The organism is Streptomyces fragilis (genome assembly GCF_003112515.1).
Classification (GTDB): Bacteria; Actinomycetota; Actinomycetes; order Streptomycetales; family Streptomycetaceae; genus Streptomyces; species Streptomyces fragilis.
Genome location: NZ_BEVZ01000003.1, coordinates 421,444 through 434,394, shown reverse-complemented (window position 1 = coordinate 434,394; position 12,951 = coordinate 421,444). Strand labels below are relative to the sequence as shown.

Annotated in this window: 11 protein-coding genes and 1 tRNA gene; 5 read left to right on the top strand and 7 right to left on the bottom strand. The window is 70.6% G+C overall.

Annotated features, from left to right (window positions below; translation table 11 throughout):
* Positions 1-2: 2 nt before the first annotated feature.
* Both Sfr03f_RS12530 and Sfr03f_RS12525 read left to right on the top strand, forming a co-directional pair.
* Positions 3-902, top strand: coding sequence for an ABC transporter ATP-binding protein (locus Sfr03f_RS12530; RefSeq protein WP_108954089.1), 900 nt, complete (start codon positions 3-5; stop codon positions 900-902).
* A complete protein-coding gene (locus Sfr03f_RS12525) occupies positions 899-1,615 on the top strand; it encodes an ABC transporter ATP-binding protein (RefSeq protein WP_108953919.1) in 717 nt (238 codons plus the stop codon). Before Sfr03f_RS12530 ends, Sfr03f_RS12525 begins: the two co-directional genes overlap by 4 nt.
* A gap of 81 nt (positions 1,616-1,696) precedes the next feature.
* On the opposite strand, the gene Sfr03f_RS12520 is transcribed toward Sfr03f_RS12525, so the two are convergent.
* Positions 1,697-2,347, bottom strand: a complete 651-nt coding sequence (locus tag Sfr03f_RS12520) for an ANTAR domain-containing response regulator (protein WP_108953918.1) — start codon at positions 2,345-2,347, stop codon at positions 1,697-1,699.
* Between the two features lie 104 nt (positions 2,348-2,451).
* On the opposite strand from Sfr03f_RS12520, the gene Sfr03f_RS12515 reads away from it, so the two are divergent.
* Positions 2,452-2,524: transfer RNA gene (locus Sfr03f_RS12515), tRNA-Leu, on the top strand.
* 106 nt (positions 2,525-2,630) lie between these two features.
* Positions 2,631-3,410: a helix-turn-helix domain-containing protein gene (locus Sfr03f_RS12510; protein ID WP_108953917.1), complete on the top strand. Its 780-nt coding sequence runs from the start codon at positions 2,631-2,633 to the stop codon at positions 3,408-3,410.
* 4 nt (positions 3,411-3,414) lie between these two features.
* Here Sfr03f_RS12510 and pyk read toward each other — a convergent pair whose 3' ends face one another.
* Both pyk and Sfr03f_RS12500 read right to left on the bottom strand, forming a co-directional pair.
* Positions 3,415-4,839, bottom strand: coding sequence for a pyruvate kinase (gene pyk / locus Sfr03f_RS12505; RefSeq protein WP_108953916.1), 1,425 nt, complete (start codon positions 4,837-4,839; stop codon positions 3,415-3,417).
* A gap of 111 nt (positions 4,840-4,950) precedes the next feature.
* The gene (locus tag Sfr03f_RS12500; RefSeq protein WP_108953915.1) at positions 4,951-5,766 is read right to left on the bottom strand and encodes an SIMPL domain-containing protein; all 816 of its coding nucleotides are present in this window, start codon (positions 5,764-5,766) and stop codon (positions 4,951-4,953) included.
* Between the two features lie 171 nt (positions 5,767-5,937).
* Here Sfr03f_RS12500 and Sfr03f_RS12495 point away from each other — a divergent pair, with 171 nt between their 5' ends.
* The gene (locus tag Sfr03f_RS12495; protein WP_108953914.1) at positions 5,938-7,758 is read left to right on the top strand and encodes a bifunctional metallophosphatase/5'-nucleotidase; all 1,821 of its coding nucleotides are present in this window, start codon (positions 5,938-5,940) and stop codon (positions 7,756-7,758) included.
* A 133-nt stretch (positions 7,759-7,891) separates the two neighbouring features.
* Here the strand turns inward: Sfr03f_RS12495 and Sfr03f_RS12490 are convergent, their stop codons facing one another.
* The 4 genes from Sfr03f_RS12490 to Sfr03f_RS12475 all read right to left on the bottom strand — a co-directional run bounded on the left by Sfr03f_RS12490 (position 7,892) and on the right by Sfr03f_RS12475 (position 12,917).
* Entirely contained in the window at positions 7,892-9,274 is a 1,383-nt protein-coding gene (locus Sfr03f_RS12490) for a lysine N(6)-hydroxylase/L-ornithine N(5)-oxygenase family protein (protein WP_108953913.1), read from the bottom strand.
* A gap of 104 nt (positions 9,275-9,378) precedes the next feature.
* Positions 9,379-11,859, bottom strand: a complete 2,481-nt coding sequence (gene pepN, locus Sfr03f_RS12485) for an aminopeptidase N (RefSeq protein ID WP_108953912.1) — start codon at positions 11,857-11,859, stop codon at positions 9,379-9,381.
* 102 nt (positions 11,860-11,961) lie between these two features.
* Positions 11,962-12,306 carry a chorismate mutase gene (locus Sfr03f_RS12480; protein WP_108953911.1) on the bottom strand — a complete coding sequence of 115 codons (345 nt, stop codon included), beginning with the start codon at positions 12,304-12,306 and terminating at the stop codon, positions 11,962-11,964.
* Positions 12,307-12,725: 419 nt separating this feature from the next.
* Positions 12,726-12,917 (bottom strand): DUF6011 domain-containing protein, encoded by a 192-nt coding sequence (locus Sfr03f_RS12475; protein WP_108953910.1) that lies wholly within the window; start codon positions 12,915-12,917, stop codon positions 12,726-12,728.
* Between the last annotated feature and the right edge of the window lie 34 nt (positions 12,918-12,951).

Here is a 12,951-nt window from a genome sequence, read left to right as displayed (position 1 = left end):
CCATGACCACCACCAGCACCACCGCAGCGACCACGACCAAGGTCCTCGACGTCACCGGCGTCACCATGAAGTTCGGCGGCCTCACCGCCGTCCGCGACGTCAACCTCACCGTCAACGGCGGCGAGATCGTCGGACTCATCGGACCCAACGGCGCGGGCAAGACCACCTTCTTCAACTGCCTGACCGGCCTCTACGTCCCCACCAGCGGCACGGTCCGGTACAAGGACACCGTCCTCCCGCCCAAGCCCCACCTGGTCACCCAGGCCGGCATCGCGCGGACCTTCCAGAACATCCGGCTCTTCGCCAACATGACCGTCCTGGAGAACGTCCTCGTCGGCCGCCACACCCGGACCAAGGAAGGCCTCTGGTCGGCCCTCCTGCGCCTGCCCGGCTTCAAGAGGGCCGAGCAGGAGTCCCGCGAGAAGGCCATGGAACTCCTCGAGTTCGTCGGCCTCGACCACAAGGCCGACCACCTCGCCCGCAACCTGCCCTACGGCGAGCAGCGCAAGCTCGAGATCGCCCGCGCCCTCGCCAGCGAGCCCGGCCTCCTCCTCCTCGACGAGCCCACCGCCGGCATGAACCCCGCCGAGACCCGGGCCACCGAGGAACTCGTCTTCGCCATCCGCGACCGGGGCATCGCCATCGTCGTGATCGAGCACGACATCCGGTTCATCATGAACCTCTGCGACCGCGTCGCCGTGCTCGTCCAGGGCGAGAAGATCGTCGAAGGCCCCGCCGAAGTCGTCCAGCGCGACGAACGCGTCATCGCGGCCTACCTCGGCGAACCCTACGAAGACACCACCGCCGCCGACAGCGCCGCCCCCGCACCCGCCCCCGAGGCCCCCGTGGCCGACGGCGCGGATCGGGGCGACGCCGGAGATGGCAAGGAGAACGACCGATGACCGCACTCCTCGAGGTCGAGGACCTCCGCGTCGCCTACGGCAAGATCGAAGCCGTCAAGGGCATCAGCTTCAAGGTCGACGCCGGCCAGGTCGTCACCCTCATCGGCACCAACGGCGCCGGCAAGACCACCACCCTGCGCACCCTGTCGGGCCTCCTCAAGCCCAGCGGCGGCAGCATCCGCTTCGAGGGCAAGGACCTCAGCAAGGTCCCCGCGCACAAGGTCGTCAGCCTCGGCCTCGCCCACTCGCCCGAAGGGCGCCACATCTTCCCCCGCATGTCCATCGAGGACAACCTGCGGCTCGGCGCCTACCTCCGCGACGACAAGGCCGGCATCGCCAAGGACATCCAGCGCGCCTACGACCTCTTCCCCATCCTCGGGGAACGCCGCAGGCAAGCCGCCGGGACCCTCTCCGGCGGCGAGCAGCAGATGCTCGCCATGGGCCGCGCGCTGATGTCGCAGCCCAAGCTGCTCATGCTCGACGAGCCGTCCATGGGTCTCTCGCCGATCATGATGCAGAAGATCATGGCGACCATCACCGAGCTCAAGTCCCAGGGCACCACCATCCTGCTCGTCGAGCAGAACGCCCAGGCGGCGCTCTCCCTCGCCGACCAGGGCTACGTGATGGAGGTCGGCAAGATCACCCTCACCGGCAGCGGCCAGGACCTCCTCCACGACGAGTCCGTCCGCAAGGCCTACCTCGGCGAGGACTGACCTTCCCGCCACGCGACGAGGCCCGTACCCCGGCAATCGGGGTACGGGCCTCGCCCGTTGCTCCTCGCGCGCCGCCCGCGCTCAGCCGCGGCCGGCCTTCTTCTCCTCGGAGTCCGCGATGACGGCCTCCGCGACCTGCTGCATGGACATCCGGCGGTCCATCGACGTCTTCTGGATCCACCGGAACGCGGCCGGTTCGCTCAGCCCGTACTCCGTCTGCAGGATCGACTTCGCCCGGTCCACCAGCTTGCGGGTCTCCAGCCGCTGGGAGAGATCGGCGATCTCCTTCTCCAGCTCCTTCATCTCCGTGAAGCGGGACACCGCCATCTCGATCGCCGGCACGACGTCGCTCTTGGAGAACGGCTTCACCAGGTACGCCATCGCACCGGCGTCCCGGGCCCGCTCCACCAGTTCGCGCTGCGAGAACGCGGTCAGCATCAGCACCGGGGCGATCGACTCCTCCGCGATCTTCTCCGCGGCGGAGATGCCGTCCAGCTTGGGCATCTTCACGTCCAGGATCACCAGGTCCGGCCGGTGCTCCCGCGCCAGCTCCACGGCCCGCTCGCCGTCCCCGGCCTCACCGACGACCGTGTAGCCCTCCTCCTCCAGCATCTCCTTGAGATCCAGCCGGATCAGGGCCTCGTCCTCGGCGATCACCACACGGGTGGTCTGCGGCGGGACGTGAGACTTGTCGTCGTCTTCGACGGGCTGGGGGGACTCGGGCGCGCTCACGCTGGCTCCTCGGGCATCAGGCAGGGTACTGCTGACAAGACCTTACCTAGCTGCGGTAAGGTAAAGGCACAGCGGGTCACCGCATACCTGGATTCTTTAGGTAAGCCCCGGTAGTCCAGCGGTAGAGACACGGTGCTCAAACCACCGACAGCGTGGGTTCGAATCCCACCCGGGGTACTTTTCCTTCGATTCGAATATTGACCTTTCAGTCGGACGTTCCCTTTTCGAGCGAACGTCCGCTTTTTGCTGCGTGGTGCCGCTTGCAGTTACGCAGAGTTGCGTCATGGAACAGCGCAGCCCTTCCATCCGGGCCGAGGCAGTGGCACTCATGCGCCGTGGCGTGCCCAATCGTGTCGTTGCGGAACGCTTCAACATCCCGCGCGGAACGGTGGGCTGGTGGCGCAGCGAGGACCGGCGGGCACACGGCGAGGTCTTCGTTAAGCCCACCGATTGCCCTCGATGCACCGGACGGCAGCCCGATCAGCAGGCGTACTCCCACCTGCTCGGTCTGTACCTCGGCGACGGACACATCGTCTCCAAGCGCAAGCAGCATCACCTCTCGATCTACTGCAACGCCACCCAGACCGGCCTCATCGCTGAAGCGGAACGGAGCATGCGCCGGGTCATGTCCGAGCCCAGCGTCTCGCAGCGCATGAAGCCAGGTTGCGTGGAAGTGAAGTCCAGCAGCAAGCACTGGGTCTGTCTGTTCCCTCAACACGGTCCGGGGAAGAAGCACGACCGCCACATCGTGCTGGAGCCCTGGCAGGAGGACATCGTGCGTGCGCACCCGTGGGAGTTCATCCGGGGCCTGATCCACTCCGACGGGTGCCGCGTCACCAACTGGACCACACGTGTGGTGGGCGGCGAGCCCAAGCGCTACGAGTATCCGCGGTACTTCTTCACCAACAAGTCGGACGACATCCGCCAAGTGTGCTGCGATGCACTCGACTTGGTCGGCGTCGAGTGGAAGATCACCGCGCGTGCGGGCAACCCCTTCAACATCTCCGTCGCCCGCAAGGAGTCCGTCGCGCTGATGGACGCCCACGTCGGTCCCAAGTACTGAGGACTCAGTCCACCCCGATGTGGTGGACCCGCACCAGGTTGGTCGTGCCCGAGACCCCCGGCGGGGAGCCCGCCGTGATGACCACGATGTCGCCCTTGGCGCAGCGCCCGTACTTCAGGAGCAGCTCGTCGACCTGGTCGACCATCGCGTCGGTGGAGTCGACGTGCGGCCCGAGGAACGTCTCCACGCCCCAGGTGAGGCTGAGCTGGGAGCGGGTGGCCGGTTCGGGGGTGAAGGCGAGGACCGGGATCGGGGACCGGTAGCGCGCGAGCCGGCGCACGGTGTCGCCGGACTGGGTGAAGGCGACGAGGAACTTGGCGCCGAGGAAGTCGCCCATCTCCGCGGCCGCGCGGGCCACCGCCCCGCCCTGGGTGCGCGGCTTGTTCCGCTCGGTCAGCGGGGGCAGCCCCTTGGCGAGGATGTCCTCCTCCGCCGCCTCGACGATGCGCGCCATGGTCCGCACCGTCTCCACGGGGTACTTGCCGACGCTGGTCTCGCCGCTCAGCATGACCGCGTCCGTGCCGTCGATGACGGCGTTGGCGACGTCGGAGGCCTCGGCGCGGGTGGGCCGGGAGTTGTCGACCATCGAGTCGAGCATCTGGGTGGCGACGATGACCGGCTTGGCGTTGCGCTTGGCGAGCTTGATGGCCCGCTTCTGCACGATCGGCACCTGTTCCAGGGGGAGTTCGACGCCGAGGTCGCCGCGCGCGACCATGATGCCGTCGAAGGCGGCGACGATCTCCTCGATGTTCTCGACCGCCTGCGGCTTCTCGATCTTGGCGATGACGGGGAGCCGGCGGCCCTCCTCCTCCATGATCCGGTGGACGTCCTTGACGTCGAGCGCGCTGCGCACGAAGGAGAGGGCGATGACGTCGAAGCCGGTGCGCAGCGCCCAGCGCAGGTCGGCCTCGTCCTTGTCGGAGAGGGCGGGGACGGAGACGGCGACGCCGGGGAGGTTGAGGCCCTTGTGGTCGGAGACCATGCCCCCTTCGACGACGACGGTGTGGATGAGGGGGCCTTCGATGCGGCTGACCTCGAGGGTGACCTTGCCGTCGTCGACGAGGACGCGTTCGCCGACGGCGACGTCGTTGGCGAGGCCGTGGTAGGTGGTGCCGCAGCGGTGGCGGTCGCCCTCGGCGCCGGGTTCGACGCTGATGGTGAAGGCGTCGCCCCGCTCGAGCAGCACGGGGCCCTCGCGGAAGCTGCCGAGGCGGATCTTGGGTCCCTGGAGGTCGGCGAGGGTGCCGACGCTGCGGCCGGTGTCGTCGGCGGCCTGGCGCACGCGGTGGTAGCGCTCCTCGTGTTCGGCGTGGCTGCCGTGGCTGAGGTTGAAGCGGGCCACGTCCATGCCGGCGTCGACGAGTGCCTTGACGCGGTCGTAGGCGTGGGTGGCGGGCCCCAGGGTGCAGACGATTTTTGCTCGGCGCATGGTTCGACCCTAGGGCTTACCGGCGGGTAGGCCGTTCGTGTTGGCGGTCTCTTCAACAACCTGCACGGGAACTGTCGTTGAGGTGAATGAGGGTTCGATATGAGGTCCCGTTCAGAGCGTCGGCGGGGCCATGGTGAACCGGGCGTTGACACTCGCGCGGACGTGCTGGCGCCGGGGTTCGAGGGCGGGCTCGGCGGCGGCTCCCCTGGTGGCCCCGGGGGCGGCGGGCGGTCCGCCGAAGCCGGGCCTGCCGATGGGGGAGGCGACGGCGGTGTCGGCTCCGATGTCGGCGATGTCGACGACGCCGGTGAGGGTGGTGCCGAGCGCCTCGGCGTATTCGCGGGCGCGGACGACGGCCTGGCGGACGGCTTCCTGGCGGGCGCGGCGGTGGGCGGGCGAGTCGGGGCGCAGGGACCAGTGGGGGCCGTGGACGCTGGTGTGGTCGAGGTCGGCGAGGCGGGTGGTGAGTTCGCCGAGGACGGTGAAGTCGGTGATCTCGGCGGTGAGGGTGACGCGGCCGTTGTAGGCACGGATGCGTTCGCCGCGGCCGCGCTGGGCGGTCTCGGGGGCGATGGACAGGGCGCCGGTCTCGGTGTGGGCGACGGCGTCGCCGTAGGTCTTGAGGAGTTCGAGGGCGGTGTTGTTGCGTCGGGTGAGGTTGCCGACGGCGTCGCGGCGGTCGGCCCCGCGGGCGGTGATGGTGAGGGTGATGCGGGCGATCTCGGGGTCGACCTCCAGGTGCGCCTCACCGCGCACGGCGACGCGGGGGTGCTCGGTGGCGGGACCGGTGGCGGCGCCCCCGGTCGGGCCGGGGACGGGCTCGGCGGCGGGGTCCTCGGTCGGGCCGGTGGCGGGCTCGGTGGCGGGCTCGGTGGCGGGCTCGGTGGCGGGCTCGGTGGCGGGCTCGGTGGCGGGTTCGGCGCTCATGCGGTCACGGTGCCAGGCGCGGGTCCGGGTCGCGGCGTTTCGGCTGGTCGCTTACCGGATCGCAACCTGGCGGATCTGTCGGTGGCGGGGGCCCGTGGTGAAGAATCTACGCGCGTTGGCATTGAGCGTTGGCGTTGTTGTCCGGAAGTGTCGTCGGGAAGGTGCGGGAGCATGGCGTTGGATCGCCGGAAGTTTCTGAAGAGGTCCGCCGTGACGGGTGCGGGTGTGGCGCTGGCGGGAGGTGTGATGGGAGCTCCGGCCGCTCAGGCGGCGCCGGTGGCCGCCGCGGAGGCCGCGGGCCGTCCGGGGAAGCGTTTCTCCCTGACGGTGATGGGGTCCACCGACCTGCACGGCAACGTCTTCAACTGGGACTACTACAGGGACGCCCAGTACCAGGACGCCGCGGGCAACGCGCTGGGTCTGGCGCGCATCTCGTCCCTGGTGAAGGAGGTGCGTGCGGAGAAGGGCGCCGGGCGGACGATGCTGATCGACGCCGGTGACACCATCCAGGGCACCCCGCTGACGTACTACTACGCCAAGGTGGACCCGATCACCGCCGCGGGCGGTCCGGTGCACCCGATGGCGCGGGCGATGAACAGGATCGGCTACGACGCGGTCGCGCTGGGCAACCACGAGTTCAACTACGGCATCGAGCTGCTGCGGAAGTTCGAGTCGCAGTGCGACTTCCCGCTGCTGGGCGCCAACGCGGTGGACGCGACGACGCTGAAGCCGGCGTTCCCCCCGTACTTCCTCAAGTCGTTCCACGTCCCGGGTTCGGCGCGTCCGGTGAAGGTGGCGGTCCTGGGTCTGACGAACCCGGGCATCGCGATCTGGGACAAGGCGTACGTGCAGGGCAAGCTGAAGTTCCCGGGTCTGGAGGAGCAGGCCGCGCTGTGGGTTCCGAAGCTGCGGGCGATGGGCGCGGACGTGGTGATCGTCTCGGCGCACTCGGGCACCTCGGGCACGTCCTCGTGGAGCGACCAGCTCCCCTACGTGGAGAACTCCGCGGCGAACGTGGCGCGGCTGGTGCCGGGCATCGACGCGATCCTGGTGGGTCACGCCCACAAGGAGATCGCCGAGCTGCGGGTGGTGAACGAGAAATCGGGCAAGGAGGTCGTCCTGTCCGAGCCGCTGATGTGGGGTGAGCGGCTGTCGCTGTTCGACATCGAGCTGGTCCTCGACAAGGGCCGCTGGTCGGTCGAGTCGGTGAAGGCGTCGCTGCGCAACTCCAAGGACGCGGTGGAGGATCCGGAGATCGTGGCGCTGCTGCGGGAGCAGCACGACGCGGTCGTCGAGTACGTCAACCAGGTGGTCGGCACGGCCGAGGTGACGCTGACGACGGTGGAGGCGCGTTACAAGGACGAGCCGATCATCGACCTGATCGCGAAGGTGCAGGAGGACGTCGTGAAGGCCGCGCTGGCCGGCACCGAGTACGCCTCGCTGCCGGTGGTGGCGCAGGCGTCGCCGTTCTCGCGGACGTCTCAGATCCCGGCGGGCGAGGTGACGATCCGGGACCTGTCGAGCCTGTACGTGTACGACAACACGCTGGTGGCGAAGGTGCTGACGGGCGCGCAGCTGAAGGACTACCTGGAGTTCTCGGCGCAGTACTACGCGCAGCTCGCCCCGGGCGCGCCGGTGGACGTGAACGCGCTGACGAACGCGGGGAACCGTCCGGACTACGCGTACGACTACGTGTCGGGTGTGCGGTACGACATCGACGTCGCGCAGCCGGCGGGTTCGCGGATCAGGAACCTGACGTTCGAGGGTGCTCCGGTGCCGGCGGACAAGAAGTTCGTGCTGGCGGTGAACAACTACCGGGCGAACGGTGGCAGCGCGTACCCGCACGTGGCGTCGGCGCCCGAGGTGTGGGCGGAGTCGACGGAGATCCGGACGCGGATCGCGGAGTGGGTGACGGCGAAGGGTGTGCTGGACCCGAAGGACTTCGCGTCGGTGGACTGGCGTCTGACGCGGGACGGCGTTCCGGTCTTGTAGTTCTTCGGCCGGTTTCTTCGGCGGCCGGATCGGCGGCGTCGGCGGGTTGCCCGCCGGCGCCGTCGGCGTTGCGCGCGCCGGGGCCGTCGGCGTTGCGCGCGCCGGGGCTCCTGGGGTGCGCCCCGGGGTGCCGTCAGCACAGTCCGAAGGTGGTGAAGGCGGTGCGGCGGGGCAGCCGGTAGACCTCCTTGCCGGTGAGGGTGTTGAGGATGGTGGCGCTGCGCCAGGCGACGAGGCCGAGGTCGGGTGCGCCGACGCCGTGGGTGTGGAGTTCGGCGTTCTGGACGTAGACGTGGCCGGTGATGGTGTCGTCCAGGCGCAGCCGGTAGTGCTCGTCGATCTGGGGGCGGCCTGCGTCGTCGCGGTGGAGGTGGGGGGCGAGGCCGGTGATGAGGGGGTCCAGGGGCCGCTGGCGGTAGCCGGTGGCGAGGACGACGGCGTCGGTTTCCAGGGTGGCGCGGGTGTGCTGCTGGGTGTGTTCGAGGCCGAGGCGGACGGTGCCGTTGTGGGTGCGTTGTGCGGTGTGGACGTGGACGGCGGGGGTGAGGTGGGTGTCGGGGCGGCCGCCGTCGAGGGTGCGGCGGTAGAGCTCGTCGTGGATGGCGGCGATGGTGTCGGTGTCGATGCCCTTGTGGAGCTGCCACTGTCCGGCGACGAGCCGGTCGCGGACGGGTTCGTCGAGCCGGTGGAAGTAGCGGGTGTAGTCCGGGGTGAAGTGTTCGAGCCCGAGTTTGGAGTACTCCATGGGGGCGAAGGCGGGGGTGCGGCCGAGCCAGTGGATGTTCTCCCGGCCGGCGGGGCGGTGACGGAGCAGGTCGAGGAAGACCTCGGCGCCGGACTGTCCGGTGCCGATGACGGTGACGTGGCGGGCGGCGAGCAGGGTGTCGCGGTGCTGGAGGTAGTCGCCGGAGTGGACGACGGGGGTGCCGGCGTCGTCGGTGAGGGGCCGCAGCGGTTCGGGGACGTGGGGTTCGGTGCCGATGCCGAGGGCGATGTGCCGGGCCGGGGTGCGGTGGCGGCCGTGGGGCCGGCCGTGGGGGTCGAGTCGGGTGTGGTCGACCTCGAAGAGGGCGCGGCGGGGGTTCCAGCGGATGGTGTCGACGCGGTGGTGGAAGTGGAGGCCGGGGAGGTGTTCGCTGACCCAGCGGCAGTAGGCGTCGTACTCGGCGCGGTGGATGTGCCGGCGTTCGGCGAAGTAGAAGGGGAAGAGACGGTCCTTGGCCTTGAGGTGGTTGAGGAAGCTCCAGGGGCTGGCGGGGTCGACGAGGGTGACCAGGTCGGCGAGGAAGGGGACCTGGAGCGTGGTGCCCTCGATGAGGAGGCCGGCGTGCCAGTCGAAGCCGGGGCGGCGCTCGTAGAAGACGGTGTCGAGCTGGCTGAGGGGCTGGGCGAGGGCGGCGAGGGAGAGGTTGGCGGGGCCGATGCCGATGCCGACCAGATCGCGGGGTGGGGGGCCTGCCTGTTCGGGCGGAGCCGGGAGCTCGGGGGCGGTGTCGTCCGGTGCCGGGCGTGTCATGGGTCGTCGTCCTCCGTGGGGGGTCCGGAGTTCTAACGACTGCGGGGGGTGGGGGGACGCGGGCGGGTGGCCCGCGTCCCCTCCTGGGCCGGGAGGGCGCCGGGTCAGCGGGCCTCGCGGACCCGCAGGGCGCGGGCGAGGTCGTCGAGCTGGTCGGTGAGCTTGCGGCGCAGCGCGGGGGTGACGTCGTCGCCGTCGAGGGTGTCCTGGCCGCGGCGCAGGGTGTCCTGGTCGACGGCGTGGGCGGGGAAGGCCCAGTGGCCGGCGGCCTCGGCGATGGCGGGTCCCCTGCGGCGGGCGACGGCCGGGGCGTCGGTGAAGAAGCGGGTGACGTACTCGGTGGTGAGGTCTGCCTGTTCGGGCTGCCAGAAGCCCTTGGCGGTGGCGGTGAACAGGTAGTTGGAGAGGTCGTCGTCGCGGAACATGGCGTCCCAGGCGCGCTTCTTGGCCTCGGTGTCGGGCAGCGCGGCGCGGCAGCGGGCGGCGCCTTCCTGGCCGGTGGCGCTGGGGTCGCGTTCGAGTTCGGCGGTGATGGCGTCCTCGTCGGCGGCGCCGAGGACGGCGAGGCGGGCGAGGATGCGCCAGCGCAGTTCGGGGTCGAGTTCGGGGCCGCCGGGGACGGTGTCGTCGGCGAGCCAGGCGCTGAGGGTGTCGGTGCGCAGGGCGCTGTCGATGCGGTGGCGGACGGCGGTGAGGCGCAGGCCGGGCTGGGAGCCGTCCTCGGTGCGGCGCAGGAGGTCGCGGCAGAGTTCGCCGATGAGGGCGAGGGCTTCGGCGCGGCGGGCGGGGTCGAGGTAGCGGTCGGTGATCTGGCCGCGGGCGAAGGTGAGGACGCCCTGCACGATGGCGAGGTCGGTCTCCTCGGGGAGGTGGGCGTTCGCGGTGTTCAGGTAGTCGAAGGGGTCGAGTTCGCCGTCGCGGACCATGTCGCGCAGGGTGTTCCACAGGACGGCGCGGGTGAGGCCGTCGGGGACCTGGGAGAGGCCGCGCAGGGCGGTCTCCAGGGAGTCGGCGTCGAGGCGGATCTTGGCGTAGGTCTGGTCGTGGTCGTTGGGGACGACGAGGGCGGGGCGCAGGCCGGTGTGGGGGGCGGGCTCGCCGGGGACGTCGGTCTCGTGGCGTTCGCGCAGGACCAGGGTGCGGTCGGCGCCCAGGACGCGGTCGTAGACGCCGACGGTGATGCGGTGGGGGCGGCTGCCGTGGTGGCCGAGGGCGAGGGTCCAGCGGCCGGGTTCGGTGTCGACGGTCGCGGTGAGGGTGTCGACGCCGCTGCTGCGCAGCCAGGCGTCGGCCCAGGCGTGGACGTCGCGGTCGGTGTGGGCGGCGAGGGAGTCGAGGAAGTCGGCGAGGGTGGCGTTGGAGAACTTGTGGCGGGCGAAGTGGGTGTTGATGCCGGCCAGGAAGTCCTTCTCGCCGAGCCAGGTGACGAGCTGGCGCAGGGCGCTGGCGCCCTTGGCGTAGGAGATGCCGTCGAAGTTGAGGAGTGCGGCGGCGGTGTCGGGGACGTGCTCGGGGGCGACGGGGTGGGTGGAGGGCCGCTGGTCGGCGTCGTATCCCCAGCTCTTGCGGGTGACGGCGAACTCGGTCCAGGTGTCGGTGAAGCGGGTGGCCTCGACGAGGGTCTGGTAGCCCATGTACTCGGCGAAGGACTCGTTGAGCCAGATGTCGTCCCACCAGCGCAGGGTGACGAGGTCGCCGAACCACATGTGGGCCATCTCGTGGGCGATGACCATGGCGCGGGTCTGGCGTTCGGTGTCGGTGACGGCGGAGCGGTAGACGAACTCGTCGCGGAAGGTGACGAGGCCGGGGTTCTCCATGGCGCCGGCGTTGAACTCGGGGACGAACGCCTGGTCGTAGGAGTCGAAGGGGTAGGGCTCGTCGAACTTGGCGTGGTAGCGGTCGAAGCAGCGGGTGGTGACCTCGAGGATCTCGTCGGCGTCGGTCTCGAGGTGGGGGGCGAGGCTGGCGCGGCAGTGGATGCCGAAGGGCAGTCCGCGGTGCTGGGTGCGGATGGAGTGCCAGGGGCCCGCGGCGACGGCCAGCAGGTAGGTGGAGATGGCGGGGGTGGTGGCCGCGGTCCAGGTGCCGTCGCCGTCGTGGGTGGTGCGGCTGTTGGCGAGGACGGTCCAGCCTTCGGGGGCCTTGACGGTGACGTCGAAGGTGGCCTTGAGGTCGGGCTGGTCGAAGGCGGCGTAGACGCGCTGGACGTCGTCGAGGAAGAGCTGCGTGTAGACGTAGGTCTCGCCGTCGGTGGGGTCGGTGAAGCGGTGCATGCCTTCGCCGGTGCGGGAGTAGCGCATGGCGGCGTCGACGACGAGTTCGTGCTCGCCGGCGGTGAGGGTGAGCGGGAGCCGGTTGTCCTCGAGGGCGGCCGGGTCGAGCGGGTGTCCGTCGAGCGTGGCGGTGCGCAGTTCGGCGGGCTTGAGTTCGACGAAGGTGTCCGCGTCGGCGCGGGCGGTGAACCGGACGGTGGTCCGGGAGTCGAAGGTGTCCTCGCCGGTGGTGAGGTCGAGATCCACGGTGTAGTGCTGGACCGTGAGGAGGTCTGCTCGGGTCTGCGCTTCGTCGCGCGTCAGTACGGACATGCGCACATGCTGCCTGATGTGGGGCTCCGTGCGCAGGGGGGTTATGCGCTCGTTGCCCCGGGCGGGCGGGGCGTGGCGGGGCGCACGGGGGCGGGAGGGGCGTCAGGCGGGGTCGCCGTCGCCGGTGTCGTCCGTCTGCTCGGCGATGCGCTCGTGGTGGCGGATGACCTCCGCGATGATGAAGTTGAGCAGCTTCTCGGCGAAGGCGGGGTCGAGCTTGGCGCTCTCGGCGAGCCGCCGGAGCCGGGCGATCTGCTCGGACTCGCGGTTCGGGTCGGCGGGCGGCAGCTGGTGCCTGGCCTTGAGGAAGCCGACCTGCTGGGTGCACTTGAAGCGTTCGGCGAGCATGTGGACGACGGCGGCGTCGATGTTGTCGATGCTGTCGCGCAGGCGGCCGAGCTCCTCGCGGACGGCGGGATCGACGGGGGCGTTGTTGCTGGTCGTCATGGTCGATCACTGTAGGCGGCGGGGTTCGTCCGGGGCGAGCGCGGGGCGGCGGGTCCCACAGTGTGGTCCGGCCGCGGTGGTTCGTGCGGCGCCGCCCGGTCCCCGTCCGGGTTCCGGCCGTGCCGTTCGTCCCGCCCGCGCGGCCCGGCCACGTGAGGAACAGGACCGCCGCGAGGAGCATCAGGTTGGCCATGACCATGGACGCCTTGGCCGTCGCGACGTCGTTCGCGCGAGTGGGGTCCAGGTGGCTCTCCCGCAGGGCCGTCGCGCGGAACAGGTCGGCCACGGCGACCGCCGCGATCGCCGCCTGCGCGGAACGGGCGATTACGGAAACCTGCGCGGGCCGGCGTCCCGGCCGATGCGACCGGGCCGCGGATCGTGGACAGGGGCGGTCCGGCGGGGGGGTCCCGCACGGCCGGTCACAGGCCCGGCAGGGGTTCCTGGTCGACGTCGTGGGAGCGGTGCTCGAACCTCCGGTCCGGGTCGCACTCCGGTCCGAAGCCTCTGCGGCGCGACTCCGTGTCCCGGAGCTCGGATCCGCACAGGCGGCACCACACCCGCCGCGGGAGGCCCGGCGGCGGGGCGGTGAGTGCTTCCTGCTGATGGGTCATGGGACCAGTGTGGGGGCAGGCGCACGGCTCCGGG